Consider the following 13,707-nt stretch of genomic DNA (forward strand, 5'->3'; position numbering starts at 1 on the left):
CTTCACTCGACATCCCAAAATGTACGGGGCACAACCTTCAGTCCGGTAAACCCGGGAACCGCAAATTTGCGGAACATTGGGAACAAAAGTTCCAAAAATTGAACTCAACGGAACCCTGAATGCAGCCTTCTCCTACTCATCGCGCGAGCTTTTCGATCGGCGGCGAAGCCGAGGCAAGGCGCGTGGTCGACGTGCTGACCGAGGTGTTTTTCGATGGCGATGCGGCGGTCGCCGCGTTCGAGCGGCCGGACGGACAATGGGACGTCACGCTCCATTTCGCCGCGGCGCCGGATCAGGCCTGGCTGCGCGAACTCGTTGCAATGTCAGCAGGAATTGAGACCGCCGCGGCGCTTGCGTTCGACACGGTCGAGGCCAGGGACTGGGTCAAGGCCAGCCTGGAAGATCTGGTCCCGGTCCCGGCCGGGCGGTTCGTCGTGCACGGCAGCCATGACCGCGCCCGCGTGGCACGTAACAAGCTCAGCATCGAGATCGAGGCGGCACTTGCCTTCGGCACCGGTCACCACGGCACGACCCGCGGCTGTTTACTCCTGCTTGACCATGTCCTGAAGAGTTCCAGTCCGCGGAACCTGCTCGACCTCGGCACCGGAACCGGCGTGCTGGCGATCGCGGCGGCGAAGGCGCTGCATCGCGCGGTGCTCGCCTCCGACATCGATCCACCCTCGGTGCGGGTGGCGGCCGAGAACGCCGCCCTCAACGAAGTCGGCAACCGCGTGCGGGTGATCCGCGCCACCGGCTTTGCCGCTCCGGATTTTGCGCGTGCGCGACCGTTCGACCTGGTGCTCGCCAACATCCTTGCCAATCCGTTGCGGCAACTGGCGAGCCCCATGGCGCGGCATCTTGCGCCGGGCGCCCGTGTCATCCTCTCCGGCCTCTTGACGCACCAGGCGCCCGCCGTGATCGCCGCATACCGCGCGCGCGGGCTCGTACCGGTGAAGCATCTCAAGATCGAGGGATGGAGCAGTCTGTTATTGCGGAAGCTCTCGTAGAGCGCGTGAGCGGAGCGTAACCCGCCTGTTCAGTCACCCCAGGAAGAGACGTGGCGGGTTACGCCATCGGCTAACCCACCCTACCGCGTGATGGGACCGCGCTACTCCGCCGGCTTCTCGTCGCGGCGTGCCGCGCGCTGCCCTTGCAAGGCGCTCTTTGCGCGGCGCTCGGCGATCCGGTCGATCATCTGGCTGATGACGCCGCGCGGCTTCTTCGGTGGCATTGCAGCCGGGCCGCGGCGCGGCGGCGGCGAAATCTTCTCAAACGTGAACGCTGGCATCGTGTGTCCCCTCGCCGTTGAGATGAACCACCTGCTCGAATTTCCCTGCTATCCGGACGAAGCGCAACTGCCGCATCCTTTACTCCACTCAATTCGAATGGAACTATTTCAAGCACAGTCCATGCCAGATGCGGCGCAAATGCGACCAGATTGCGGACCGATCCCCATGATCCTAAAGTGATCCACATGTTCGAAGCACACTTCCAAACATTCGAGGAGCCCGAGGCCGGCGTCGCATTGTCGGCGCGGCTGGCCGCGCTTCGTGAAGAGCTCGCCCGTCGCAAGCTGACCGGCTTCGTCGTTCCGCGCGCCGATCAACAGCAAAATGAATATGTGCCGCCATCGGAAGAGCGACTGGCCTGGCTGACTGGCTTTACCGGCTCGGCGGGATTGGCGGTGGTTCTGTCGCATCAGGCCGCACTGTTCGTCGACGGCCGCTATACGCTGCAGGCCGCCAAGCAGGTCGACGCCAAGGCATGGGCCGTGGAATCCCTGATCGACCCGCCGCCGGAGAGCTGGGTGGCCGCGCATCTGAAGGCCGGCGACCGCCTCGGATTCGATCCGTGGCTGCACACTTTTTCGGCAGCCGAACGCCTGTCCGCGGCCTGCGCCAAGGCCGGCGCCGAGCTGGTCGCCGTCGACGGCAATCCCATCGATGCCATCTGGCAGGACCGGCCGCAGCCGCCGCTCGCCCCCGTCGCCGTGCACGGCCTCCAGAATGCCGGTGTCGCCGAAGCCGAGAAGCTGACGCAGATCCGGGGCGCGATCGCCAAGCTCGGCGCCGATGCGCTGGTGCTGTCGGACAGCCACGCGGTGGCCTGGACCTTCAACATCCGCGGCGCCGACGTCGCCCATACGCCGCTGCCGCTGTCCTATGCGTTGGTGCCCAAGGACGGCCGTCCCACCATCTTCATCGACCATCGCAAGCTCTCCAACCTCACGCGCGACCATCTCGAGCAGTCCGCCGACGTGCGCGAGCCCGATGCGATGGCGCCGACGCTGATGGCGCTGGCCAAGAGCGGCGCGGCCATCGCGCTCGACAACGCCACCGCGGCCGACGCGCTGAGCCGGCTGATCGCGGGCGCCGGCGGCAAGCCGGTGCGCGGCAGCGATCCGGTTGCGCTGCTCAAGGCGGTCAAGAACGCGACCGAGATCAAGGGCACCAAGACGGCGCATGTGCGAGACGCCGTGGCGCTGGCGCGCTTCCTCGCATGGGTCGATCGCGAGGCGCCAAGCGGCAAGCTCACCGAGATCGACGCGGTCGAGGCGCTGGAGACCTTCCGCCGCGACACCGGCGCGCTCAAGGACGTGTCGTTCCCGACCATCTCCGGCACCGGCCCGAACGGCGCCATCGTGCATTACCGCGTCACCCGCAAGAGCAACCGGCGGATCGCGCCCGGCGACCTCCTGCTGATCGATTCCGGCGCGCAATATGAGGACGGCACCACCGACGTCACGCGCACCATGGCGGTCGGAGAGCCCACGGACGAGATGCGCGACCGCTTCACCCGCGTGCTGCGCGGCCATATCGCGATCGCGCGCGCGGTCTTTCCGGACGGCACCACGGGCGCCCAGCTCGACACGCTGGCGCGGCAATATCTGTGGGCCGCGGGCCTCGATTTCGAGCACGGCACCGGCCACGGCGTCGGCAGCTATCTCTCGGTGCACGAAGGACCGGCGCGGATCTCGAAGCTCGGCACCACGCCGCTGAAGCGCGGCATGATCCTCTCCAACGAGCCCGGCTACTACAAGACCGACGGCTTCGGCATCCGTATCGAGAACCTCGAGCTGGTCGTCGAAGCCAGCATCGAGGGCGCCGAGAAGCCGATGAACGCGTTCGAGACGCTGACCCTCGCGCCGATCGACCGCCGGCTGATCGATGTCGCGATGCTGAGCCGCGACGAGCTCGACTGGCTCAATGCGTACCACGCGCGGGTGCGTGCCGAAGTACGGCCGGCCCTCGACGAGGCGACCCGGGCGTGGCTCGATCAGGCCACGGCGGAGCTGAAGGCCTAGTGCGCATGGCGCCACGCGCGCTACGCAACTCTCCTCGCCCCACCGAGCGGTCATGCCCCGCGAAGGCGGGGCATCCAGTACGCCGCGGCTTCTCCGCATAAGCGACTGCTCTGGAATACTGGATTCCCCGCCTTCGCGGGGAATGACACCTATGCTGCCGGACGGGTAGCGCGCCCAATCGGTCGCCATCGCGCCGTTATTATCACCCTCCCGAAATCCGTATAGCCGCATTCCGAAACGCCGATATCCGTCTTGCGCCGGCGCGCTACAGTCGATTCGAACGCGAAAGATGGACACGCATGCACGGCATGATCAGCAAGCCGCCGGGAGCGGCCGGCAACCTCGCGACCTCGCGCGTGGTGTTGCTGCTGCTGGTCGTCATGACCGGGATCGCGCCGATCTCGCTCTACATGCTGGTACCGGCGCTGCCGGTGCTGGCAACGAACTTCGGCAGCGACATCTCGATCGCGCAGATGACGGTGTCGCTCTACATGGTCGGCATCGCGCTGTCGCAGCTGATCATGGGACCGTTGTCGGACCGGTTCGGACGGCGCCCGGTGCTGCTCGGAGGACTGGCACTGATGGTCGTGGCCAGCATTGCCTGCATCTTCGCGCAGACCTTGCCGCAGCTGATTGCCGCGCGCTTCTTCCAGGCCCTCGGCGGCGCATCCGGCATGGTGATCAGCCGCGCCATCATCCGCGACATCTACGAACGCGACCGCGTCGCCTCGATGATCAGCCTCGTGGTCGCGGCCCTGATGATCGGGCAGATGGTCTCGCCGCTCACCGGCGGCCTGATCGAGATCGCCTTCGGCTGGCGCGCGATCTTCTACGCGATGACGATCGCCGCGATCCTCGTCGCCGTCGGCATCGCGGTGGCGCTGCCCGAGACGCGCCGCAGCCGCCCCGCCGGCAGCGGCTTCCGTGGCGACATCGGGGTGCTGATCCGTAACCGCGCCTTCGTCGGCTATGTGATGTGCCAGGTGCTGGCCTCGCAGATCATCTTCACCTTCGCCGGCGGCGGCCCCTACATCGTCGTGACGCAGATGGGCCGGACCACTGCCGAGTACGGCGCCTGGTTCGCGACCACGGGCTTTGCGTTTCTCGTCGGAAATCTGCTCTGCGTGCGCTTCGCGCCGCGGCATTCTTTGGAGAAGCTGATCTGGTTCGGGCTGGGCTTGCAGCTCTGCGGCAGCCTGTTGAACCTAGTCTGGAGCTTCACCGGCTGGAACGAAGCGCCCGCGTGGCTGTTCGGCACGCAGATGATCGTGATGGTCGGCAATGCCTTCGTGATGGCGAACTCCGCCGCCGGCGCCATCAGCATCCGCCCCGAGGCGGCCGGCACCGCGTCGGGCGCGATGGGCTTCCTCCAGCAGGGCATCGGCGCGCTGATGTCGCAGTTCGGCGCCTATCTCGGCGGCCACTCGGCCACCACGCTGCCGCTGACCTCGGCCGTCCTCGCGATCTCGCTGCTCTGCGCCTGCACGATGATCTTCGTCGTCCCTCGGCGCGAGGTGACGGTGAGCGAGACACTGATCGAGAAGGCGGAGGAGGAAGAGGGCGGGATGATGTAGGGGTTCTGCGGCAGTTGTCCCCTCTCCCATTGTGGGAAAGGGTGGCTCGCCGCATAGCCGCGAGACGGGTGAGGGGTCTCTCTCCGCTAGCACGACTCTCGACGCCGTCGCGCGCCGAGACAACCCCTCATCCGGCGCTTCGCGCCACCCTCTCCCACAAGGGGAGAAGGAAAGAAACCCTCACTCCCCGATCAGCTTCAGCCACTCGTCCTCGGTCAGCACCTTGACGCCGTGCTTGTTGGCCTCGGCGAGCTTGGAGCCCGCGCCGGGACCGGCGACAACGAGATCGGTTTTTTTCGACACCGAACCCGAGACTTTCGCACCCAGCCGTTCCGCGGTTGCCTTGGCTTCGTCCCGCGTCATCTTCTCCAGCGAGCCCGTGAACACCACGGTCTTGCCGGCGACCGGCGAATTGCTCTTCGGCTTCTCGGCGTCGATGATCTCGACCTCTTCGGTCAGCCGCTCGACGATGCCGCGATTGTGGCTCTCGCCGAAATAATCGGCGATGCTCTTGATCACGGTGTCGCCGATCTGGTCGAGCGCGTCCATCTCGGCGATTGCCTCCTCGTCGCCCTTGGCGACCTTGAGGCAGGCGTCGTGGAAGGCGTCCCAGGAGCCGTAGCCGCGCGCCAGCGCCAGCGCGGTGGTCTCCCCGACATGGCGCATGCCGAGCGCGTAGATGAAGCGCTCCAGCGCGATTCTGCGCCGGCTCTCGATGGCGCCGAACAAATTGCGCACCGAGGTCGCGCCGTAGCCCTCGACCTCCTCCAGCTTGATCTTGGAATTGCGCTTCTCCAGCGTGAAAATGTCGGCGGGCTCCTTGACCCACCCCTCGTCGAAGAAATACTGCAGCTGCTTCTCTCCGAGCCCATCGATGTCGAAGGCGCGGCGCGAGACGAACAGCTTAAGATGCTCGATCTTCTGATAGGGACAGGCAAACTCGCCGGTGCAGCGGGCGCGCGATCCCTCCTCGCCCGTCGCCGTCTCCTCGCGCACCACGTCGGTGTGCAGCGGACACGGGCACTTCTTGGGGAGGTGAAATTCCTTGGCGGTCTTCGGCCGCTTGTCCAAGACGACGTCGACGACCTGCGGGATGACGTCGCCGGCACGCTGGATCACCACGGTGTCACCGATCCTGATGTCGCGGCCATCGCGCAAGCTCTCGCCCTTGTTGCCGATGCCCTTGATGTAGTCCTCGTTGTGCAGCGTCACGTTCTGCACGATCACGCCGCCGACGCCGACCGGCTCGAGCTTGCCGACCGGCGTGAACGAGCCGGTGCGGCCGACCTGGATCTCGATGTCGCGCAGCACCGTCATGGCGCGCTCGGCGGGAAATTTGTGCGCGATGCCCCAGCGCGGCGTGCGCGAGACGAAGCCGAGCCGCTCCTGCCAGTCGATGCGGTCGACCTTGTAGACGACGCCGTCGATGTCGTAGTCGAGCCGCGCGCGCTGCTCCTCGATCGCATGGTGGAAGGCGAGTAGCTCCTCGACGGAATGACAGAGCCTGGTCAGCGGATTGGTCTTGAAGCCGCAGCGCTCGAACCAATGGATCATGCCAGTCTGCGTCTCTTCCGGCATCGCACTCATCTCGCCCCAGGCGTAGGCGAAGAAACCGAGCGGGCGCGAGGCAGTGATGGTGGGATCCTTTTGCCGGAGCGAGCCCGCGGCCGAGTTGCGCGGATTGGCGAAGATGGTGTCGCCTGCCGCCTTCTGCCGCTCGTTGAGCGCGAGGAAGGCCTTCTTGGTCATGTAGACCTCGCCGCGGACCTCGCAGATATCAGGGACGTTGCGGCCCTTCAGCTTCTGCGGCACGTCTTCGAGCGTGCGGATATTGGCGGTGACATCCTCGCCGACCGCACCGTCGCCGCGCGTCGCGGCGGTGACCAATTCGCCGCCCTCGTAGCGCAGCGACATCGAGAGGCCGTCGATCTTCGGCTCGGCGGAGAAGTCGATCTTGTCGTCGTCGAGCTTCAGGAATCGCACGATGCGGCCGACGAAGTCGCGCACGTCCTCCTCGGCGAAGGCGTTGTCGAGCGACAGCATGGGAACGGCATGCCGGACCTTCCTGAAGCGGCCCGACGGCGCCGCGCCGACCTTCTGCGAAGGCGAGTCCGCGGTGACGAATTCGGGAAAGCGCTTCTCGATCGCGTTGAAGCGCTGCCGCAGCGCGTCGTATTCGGCATCCGTGACGGTGGGCGCGTCCTCCTGATAGTAGCGCTCGTTGTGCCCCTCGATCTCGAGCGCGAGCCGCATGTGCTCCACCTTGGCCTGCGCCTTGGTGAGATCGGCGACGTCGCGAAGCGGTGCTGCTTTGGATTTTGCTGCTCTGGCCATTATACTTAAGGTTGCGATTGTCGTTCCGGGATGGTCCGAAGGACCAGACCCGGAACCTCGAGATTCCGGGTGCGCAATTCGTGCGCCCCGGAATGACGTGATCGTGGGAGGGGCTGTGGCGTACTACGTCTATATCCTAGCAAGCCGGCGCGACGGGGCAATCTATGTCGGGATCACCAACGATCTTGTGCGTCGCGTCCACGAGCATCGAATCAAGGCGGTCCAGGGATTCACAGCCAGATACAACATCGCGCAACTGGTCTGGTTCGAGATCTATGATGACCCTGTCTCGGCAATCTCTCGCGAGAAGGAGCTCAAGAAGTGGAAGCGGGCTTGGAAAACCCAGCTGATCGAGAAGGACAATCCGAACTGGAATGATCTCTACGAGTCGATCTGCAGATGAGGAGTCATTCCGGGGCGGCTCGAAGAGCCGAACCCGGAATCTCGAGATTCCGGGTTCGATGCTTCGCATCGCCCCGGAATGACGGCGGATTTAACTAAGCCGTCGCCGCCTTCAGCAGCCTGTCCGCCGCCGCCCTCGCCTCGGCCGTGATCTCGGCGCCGGCGAGCATCCTCGCGATTTCCTCGCGGCGGTGGTCGGCGGCGAGTGCGTTGACGCGGGTGGCGACGCGCTTGCCCTTGTCGAGGGCGTCCTTGGAGATCAAGAGGTGCTGGTCGGCGCGGGCGGCGACCTGCGGGGCGTGGGTCACGGCCATGACCTGGACCTTGCCGGCCAGCCGCGCCAGGCGCCCGCCGATGGCATCCGCGACCGCACCGCCGACGCCGGTGTCGATCTCGTCGAAGACGAGCGTCGGCGCCGAGCCGCGATCGGACAACACGACCTTGAGCGCGAGCAGGAAGCGCGACAGCTCGCCACCGGAGGCGACCTTCATCAGGGGGCCCGGCTTGGTGCCCGGATTGGTCTGCACCCAGAACTCGACGCGATCGAAGCCTTGCGGACCGGGCGCGGCCTCGTCGGTTTCGACCTGGGTCATGAATTTCGCGCGTTCGAGCTTGAGCGGGGCGAGCTCGGCATTGACGGCCTTGTTGAGCTTCTCCGCCGATTTCTGCCGCACCAGCGACAGCTTCTTGGCGGCCGCGGCGTAACGACTGTCCGCCTCGATCGCGGCCTGCTCCAGCTTCTTCAGGCGCGAGGCGCCGGCGTCGATCAGGACGACGTCGGCCGCATATTTGGCGGCGAGCGCGGCGAGCCCGTCGACCGGGGTCGAATATTTGCGCGAGGCGGCGCGAAGGGCGAACAGCCTCTCCTCGATGCGTTCGAGCTCGGCCGGATCGAAATCGGTGGCGGCCAGCGCTGCCTGGAGATGTTGATCGGCCTCCTCCAGCGCATTGATGGCCGCGTCGATCGCCTTCACCGCCGGCTCCACCAGCGCCGGCGAATTGACGCCGCGGCGCTCCAGCCGGCGCACCGCCGCCGACAGCGTGGCGACCGGCGAATGATGGCCGCCGACCGCCTCCTGCGCCTCGCGCAGGTCGGAGGCGATCTTCTCGCCCTGCATCATGGTGGTGCGGCGCGCGGCCAGCGCAGTCTCCTCGCCGTCCTTGGGCGCGAGCTGCTTCAGCTCGTCGGAGGCGTGGCGCAGATAATCCGCCTCGCGCGCCGCGCTCTCCATGGCGGCGCGATGCTCCTCCAGGGCGGTGTTGGCGGTGCGGCGCGCGTCCCAGAGCGCCTCGACCGCCGCGACGTCCTTCTCGAGGCCGGCAAACGCGTCGAGCAGGCGGCGGTGGGTGGCGGCATCGACCAGCGCGCGCTCGTCATGCTGGCCGTGGATCTCGACCAGGGCGGCGCCGACCGCCTTCAGCGTCTGCACGCTGATGGACTGGTCGTTGATGAAGGCGCGGGTGCGGCCGTCGGCGAGCTGCACGCGGCGCAGAATCATCTCACCGGTATCGTCGAGGCCGTTCTCGGCCAGGATCTTCGCCGCAGGGTGATTCTTCGGGATATCGAACACGGCAGTAACCTGCCCCTGCTCCGCGCCGTGGCGCACGAGGCCGGCGTCGCCGCGGCCGCCGAGCGCCAGCGCAAAGGCATCGAGCAGGATGGATTTGCCCGCACCGGTCTCGCCGGTCAAAACCGCGAGGCCGGAGGCGAATTCGATATCGAGCCGTTCGATCAGGACGATGTCACGGATCGACAGACGCGCCAGCATGGGACCCTATTTCCTAGCCGAGACCCATTCTCTTGAAGGTCTTGCTGATCCAGGACCCCTGATTCTCGCTCGGCTCGAGACCGCCGGATTTTACAAGATTATAGGCGTCCTTGTACCAGCGGCTGTCAGGAAAATTGTGGCCAAGCACGGCCGCGGCGGTCTGCGCCTCCCCGACGATGCCGATCGCCATATAGGCCTCGGTCAGCCGGTAGAGCGCCTCCTCGACATGGCGCGTGGTCTGGTACTGGGTGACCACGGTCTTGTAGCGGTTGATTGCCGCCGTGTAGTCGCGCTTCTGCGCGTAGTAGCGGCCGACATTCATTTCCTTGCCGGCGAGCTGGTCGCGCGCGCCCTCGATCTTGGCCTTGGCGGAGGTCGCGTATTCGGAGGTCGGATATTTGCGCACCACCTCTTCCAGCGCGGCGATCGCCTTCTCGGTGCGGGTCTGGTCGCGGCTGATGTCCGGGATCTGGTCGTAGTGGGAGGCCGCGATCAGGTATTGCGCATAGGCGGCGTCCGGGCTGCCGGGATGCAGCGTGACATAGCGAGTGGCGGCGCCGATGCAGCCGTCATAGTCGCCGCCCTGATAGGACGCATAGGCCGACATCAGCAGCGATTTACGGGCCCAGTCGGAATAAGGATGCTGGCGGTCGACCTCTTCGAACTTCTTGGTCGCCGCCTTCATGTCCTTCTTCTCGTTCATGAGGTACAGGCCCTCATTGTAGATCTTGTCGGCGGGCTCCTCGACGAACGTGTCGTCCTTGGCGGTGAACTTGTCCCACAGCGCGCCGGTGCCGCAGCCGGCGAGCGGCAGCGCGAGCATGATGAAGGTGGCGGCCTGAAGCAGCCCGCGGGCTCGCAGCCAGACCGAGAAATATCCGCGCGTCATACGCTGTGCCGACATGAGTTTACGCCCTGACGCCCTGTGATCGGTGTCCGCCAGCCCATGACCCGGTCATGGGCGCGAAAGGTAACCGTGGTGCCTGCCATGCGACCACGCCGATGGATCCGAAAAACGATCGTTAACAACCGGATAGGCAGGCATTTCGCCCGGATTAAGGCGAAACCGCCGCAATCCTAGTCGATCATGGTTACCAGGAGTTTCCCGGGGGAAGCCGCCGACCAGAATGCCGAGGGGCAACAGGTGTCTTCAGGACACATCCGGCCCGAACGCCGCGGCGACCCGGCCGCCGACGATGCCACGGCCGACCTCGCCCACGGGACGCGTCGTGCGGCGGGCGGCCTCGCCCTCCACCACCCGCCAGGCTGTACGGTCGGCGAGCAGCGCGGTCAGGACGGCATGGTTCAGCTTGTGGCCGCCGCGCACCGAGCGATAGACGCCAAGCAGCGGCAGGCCGGCCAGCGCGAGGTCGCCGATCACGTCCAGCACCTTGTGGCGGGCGCATTCATCGGCGTAGCGCAGGCCCTCGGTGTTGAGCAGCCGCTCGTCGTCGAACACGACGGTGTTGTCGAAGGAGGCGCCGAGGGCATAGCCCGCGCTCCAGAGCCGGGCGACATCGCTCATCAGACCGAACGTCCGGGCCCGGCCGACTTCGCGGCGGAAACCTTCCGGGTTGAGGTCGAAGGCGTAAGCCTGCTGGCCGATGACGGGATTGGTGAAATCGATCTCGACCTCGACGCGGAACCCATTGGCGTGGGGCCTGATCTCGCCGAAGGAGTCGCCGATCTTGACCGAGATCGGCTTCAAGACCTGGATGAAGCGGCGCTGCGCTGATTGGGTCACGATGCCGGCCTGGTCGATCGCGGCAATGAAAGCCGCGGCGCTGCCGTCCATGATCGGGACTTCGGGACCGTCGACCTCGATGGTGGCATTGTCGACGCCCATGCCTCGCAGTGCAGCAAGGACGTGCTCGGCGGTGGAGACCAGGGGACCGTTGCGATCGCCGAGGACGGTGGCAAAGTCGGTCGCAATCACCTGCTCGGCGGTCGCCTGGACCTCGCGGTCACTTCCCTCAAGTCCAGTCCGGACAAACACAAGACCCGCGTCGATAGGCGCAGGCCCCAGCGTGAGAGTGACGGGAAGACCGGAATGAACGCCCACACCTGCCACAGAGGCTTGCGCACGAAGCGTTGTTTGCCGGCTAAATTTCATCAGGAACCCGCCCCGCTACGACCCAATGCGACTTATACGAGACCCACCCGGCCGGCCAGCGCCGACGCTCTGCGAATCTGCGTATCCCCAAGTCACGGCAAACCATAGTTGCTGCCTGAAACAGCGCCAACTCACGGTTTTTTACCGATTGTTACCCCAAACCCGCCGTATTCGCGCCAAGGCTTAACCAAATTGCGCCGACGTTGGGGACCATTGCCGGCAGTTTTAGTGAACCACCGAATGCGTAATTAATGATTTAAAATCAGTTGCTTGGCAGCGCAATTCGGGCATGCACGGGACAAAAGGAAAGGTCCCGGCAAGCTTCCCGCCGGGACCTTTTTCGGTCTGCCTTATCGTAACAATTCTCAGGTTGCCTGCCGCCGCAGGAACGCCGGGATATCAAGATGGTCGTCACCCTGTGGCGCCGGCGCAACAGGCGCCGGGCGGCCATGCATGTCGAGCCCCTGCGGCGCGGGACGGCGGGCGTATTCTGATACCGGATCACTGGACGCGATCTGCTGCGCCACGGTCTTCTGGGGCCGGCGTTCGGGGAGCGGCGGCATGGCGGGACCGGCGGTGCGGGCCGCAACCGGCGGCTCGCTTTCCTCGTCGCGACGGCCGAGGCCGACATTGGCGAGGCGCTGCAGCAGCGACAGGCGGGTCTTCTGCGGGGTCTCGTCCTCGACCTCGCCCCGAGCCTGCCGAATCTCGGCCTGGGCCGGCATCGGCAGCTCCTCGATTCGCGGCATCCGCGGCCCACGGGCCGGACGCTCGGCCTGCGGCGGGATGAAGGTTTCCGGCGTCATCGGCTCCTGCACCGCCACCGGGGCCATGTCAGGCTCCGGGAATAGGGTCGGCTTCTGCGCGATCGGGCGCACGGTGACGTCGCCATAGGTCTGCGTTGGCGCGGGGGCCTGCGGGACGTCGGCAACGGCGGCGGCGATGGCGGCAAGCGCAGCGCGCTCGACGTTCGGACGCGGCGCGCTAGCCGCCGGAGCCGCGGCGGCAGGGGCCTGCCCCTCCAGCTTCTGGGCGCGTTCGGCCAGACGCTGGTTGTCGGCACGGAGCCGGGCGGTGAGGTCTGCGAGACGGCTCTCGGCAGCGGCGGCCGGGGCGGCAGCCTGCTGCATCTGCGGTGCCGGGTTAGCGACGGGAGCGGAGGTCGCCTGGCTGTTGCGGGCGATCGCGGCCTGCTCGATGCCGGTCGCAACCACCGAGACGCGGATCAAGCCGTCGAGCGCCTCGTCGAAGGTGGCGCCGACGATGATGTTGGCGTCCTGGTCGACTTCCTCGCGGATGCGGGTCGCGGCCTCGTCGACCTCGAACAGGGTGAGGTCCTTGCCGCCGGTGATGGAGATGAGGAGGCCCTTGGCGCCCTTCATCGAGCTGTCGTCGATCAGCGGATTGGCGATCGCAGCTTCCGCGGCGGTCAGCGCGCGCTTGTCGCCGGAGGCCTCGCCCGTGCCCATCATCGCCTTGCCCATCTCCCGCATCACCGCTCTCACGTCGGCGAAGTCGAGGTTGATCAGGCCTTCCTTGACCATCAGGTCGGTGATGCAGGCGACACCCGAATAGAGCACCTGGTCGGCCATCGCGAAGGCGTCGGCGAAGGTGGTCTTTTCGTTGGCGACCCGGAACAGGTTCTGGTTCGGGATGATCAGCAGCGTATCGACGACCTTGTGCAGTTCGTTGATGCCGGCTTCGGCGGTGCGCATGCGGCGGCCGCCCTCGAAGTGGAACGGCTTGGTCACGACGCCGACGGTGAGGATGCCCATGTCGCGCGCGGTCTTGGCGATGACGGGAGCTGCACCCGTGCCGGTGCCGCCGCCCATGCCGGCGGTGACGAACACCATGTTGGCGCCCGAGAGATGGTCGCGCAGCTCGTCGATCACCTCTTCCGCCGCCGCGGCGCCGACGTTCGGCTGCGAGCCGGCACCGAGGCCTTGCGTGACCGCCGTGCCCATCTGCACGATGCGCTGCGCCTTCGACATCGTCAGCGCCTGCGCGTCGGTGTTGGCGACCACGAAGTCGACGCCCTGCAGGCCCGCCGTGATCATGTTGTTGACGGCGTTGCCGCCGGCGCCGCCGACGCCGAACACGGTGATCCGGGGCTTCAGTTCGTGAATATCAGGAACATTGATGCTGATGGTCATGTTTGCCTCTCGATCACGCGCGCGTGGGTTCGCCCCGGCCGGCGGCCGCGGGAGTTGG

General features: G+C 66.3%; 10 protein-coding genes. 4 read left to right on the forward strand and 6 right to left on the reverse strand.

What is annotated here, in order from left to right; translation table 11 throughout:
- The first annotated feature begins 119 nt into the window (after positions 1–119).
- Complete coding sequence (locus tag AC3WLX_RS14545) at positions 120–1,007, forward strand: 50S ribosomal protein L11 methyltransferase (protein WP_492336455.1); 888 nt, start codon at positions 120–122, stop codon at positions 1,005–1,007.
- A 101-nt stretch (positions 1,008–1,108) separates the two neighbouring features.
- Here the strand turns inward: AC3WLX_RS14545 and AC3WLX_RS14550 are convergent, their stop codons facing one another.
- Positions 1,109–1,288, reverse strand: a complete 180-nt coding sequence (locus AC3WLX_RS14550; protein ID WP_492336456.1) for a hypothetical protein — start codon at positions 1,286–1,288, stop codon at positions 1,109–1,111.
- 186 nt (positions 1,289–1,474) lie between these two features.
- Here AC3WLX_RS14550 and AC3WLX_RS14555 point away from each other — a divergent pair, with 186 nt between their 5' ends.
- Both AC3WLX_RS14555 and AC3WLX_RS14560 read left to right on the forward strand, forming a co-directional pair.
- Entirely contained in the window at positions 1,475–3,304 is a 1,830-nt protein-coding gene (locus AC3WLX_RS14555; RefSeq protein ID WP_492336457.1) for an aminopeptidase P family protein, read from the forward strand.
- A gap of 299 nt (positions 3,305–3,603) precedes the next feature.
- On the forward strand, positions 3,604–4,878 hold the full coding sequence (locus AC3WLX_RS14560; protein WP_492336458.1) for a multidrug effflux MFS transporter: 1,275 nt from the start codon (positions 3,604–3,606) through the stop codon (positions 4,876–4,878).
- Between the two features lie 180 nt (positions 4,879–5,058).
- On the opposite strand, the gene ligA is transcribed toward AC3WLX_RS14560, so the two are convergent.
- Positions 5,059–7,212 (reverse strand): NAD-dependent DNA ligase LigA, encoded by a 2,154-nt coding sequence (ligA, locus tag AC3WLX_RS14565; protein WP_492336459.1) that lies wholly within the window; start codon positions 7,210–7,212, stop codon positions 5,059–5,061.
- Between the two features lie 115 nt (positions 7,213–7,327).
- Between ligA and AC3WLX_RS14570 the strand changes: the two genes are divergently transcribed.
- Positions 7,328–7,615, forward strand: coding sequence for a GIY-YIG nuclease family protein (locus tag AC3WLX_RS14570; RefSeq protein ID WP_492336460.1), 288 nt, complete (start codon positions 7,328–7,330; stop codon positions 7,613–7,615).
- 94 nt (positions 7,616–7,709) lie between these two features.
- Here the strand turns inward: AC3WLX_RS14570 and recN are convergent, their stop codons facing one another.
- The 4 genes from recN to ftsZ form a co-directional block, all read right to left on the reverse strand.
- Complete coding sequence (recN, locus tag AC3WLX_RS14575) at positions 7,710–9,383, reverse strand: DNA repair protein RecN (RefSeq protein ID WP_492336461.1); 1,674 nt, start codon at positions 9,381–9,383, stop codon at positions 7,710–7,712.
- Between the two features lie 13 nt (positions 9,384–9,396).
- Positions 9,397–10,287 carry an outer membrane protein assembly factor BamD gene (locus tag AC3WLX_RS14580; protein ID WP_291629172.1) on the reverse strand — a complete coding sequence of 297 codons (891 nt, stop codon included), beginning with the start codon at positions 10,285–10,287 and terminating at the stop codon, positions 9,397–9,399.
- A gap of 246 nt (positions 10,288–10,533) precedes the next feature.
- Positions 10,534–11,496 (reverse strand): UDP-3-O-acyl-N-acetylglucosamine deacetylase, encoded by a 963-nt coding sequence (gene lpxC, locus AC3WLX_RS14585; RefSeq protein WP_291629170.1) that lies wholly within the window; start codon positions 11,494–11,496, stop codon positions 10,534–10,536.
- 365 nt (positions 11,497–11,861) lie between these two features.
- Positions 11,862–13,649 (reverse strand): cell division protein FtsZ, encoded by a 1,788-nt coding sequence (gene ftsZ, locus AC3WLX_RS14590; protein WP_492336462.1) that lies wholly within the window; start codon positions 13,647–13,649, stop codon positions 11,862–11,864.
- Positions 13,650–13,707 lie beyond the last annotated feature (58 nt).

The sequence above is a fragment of the Bradyrhizobium sp. FW305-F6 genome, assembly GCF_058782905.1.

Bases quoted from the DNA above. Each gene is read 5' to 3' on its own strand.
- AC3WLX_RS14545 (WP_492336455.1), top strand. From the start codon at position 120: ATGCAGCCTTCTCCTACTCATCGCGCGAGCTTTTCGATCGGCGGCGAA.
- AC3WLX_RS14550 (WP_492336456.1), bottom strand. From the start codon at position 1,288: ATGCCAGCGTTCACGTTTGAGAAGATTTCGCCGCCGCCGCGCCGCGGC.
- AC3WLX_RS14555 (WP_492336457.1), top strand. From the start codon at position 1,475: ATGTTCGAAGCACACTTCCAAACATTCGAGGAGCCCGAGGCCGGCGTC.
- AC3WLX_RS14560 (WP_492336458.1), top strand. From the start codon at position 3,604: ATGCACGGCATGATCAGCAAGCCGCCGGGAGCGGCCGGCAACCTCGCG.
- ligA (WP_492336459.1), bottom strand. From the start codon at position 7,212: ATGGCCAGAGCAGCAAAATCCAAAGCAGCACCGCTTCGCGACGTCGCC.
- recN (WP_492336461.1), bottom strand. From the start codon at position 9,383: ATGCTGGCGCGTCTGTCGATCCGTGACATCGTCCTGATCGAACGGCTC.
- AC3WLX_RS14580 (WP_291629172.1), bottom strand. From the start codon at position 10,287: ATGTCGGCACAGCGTATGACGCGCGGATATTTCTCGGTCTGGCTGCGA.
- lpxC (WP_291629170.1), bottom strand. From the start codon at position 11,496: ATGAAATTTAGCCGGCAAACAACGCTTCGTGCGCAAGCCTCTGTGGCA.
- ftsZ (WP_492336462.1), bottom strand. From the start codon at position 13,649: ATGACCATCAGCATCAATGTTCCTGATATTCACGAACTGAAGCCCCGG.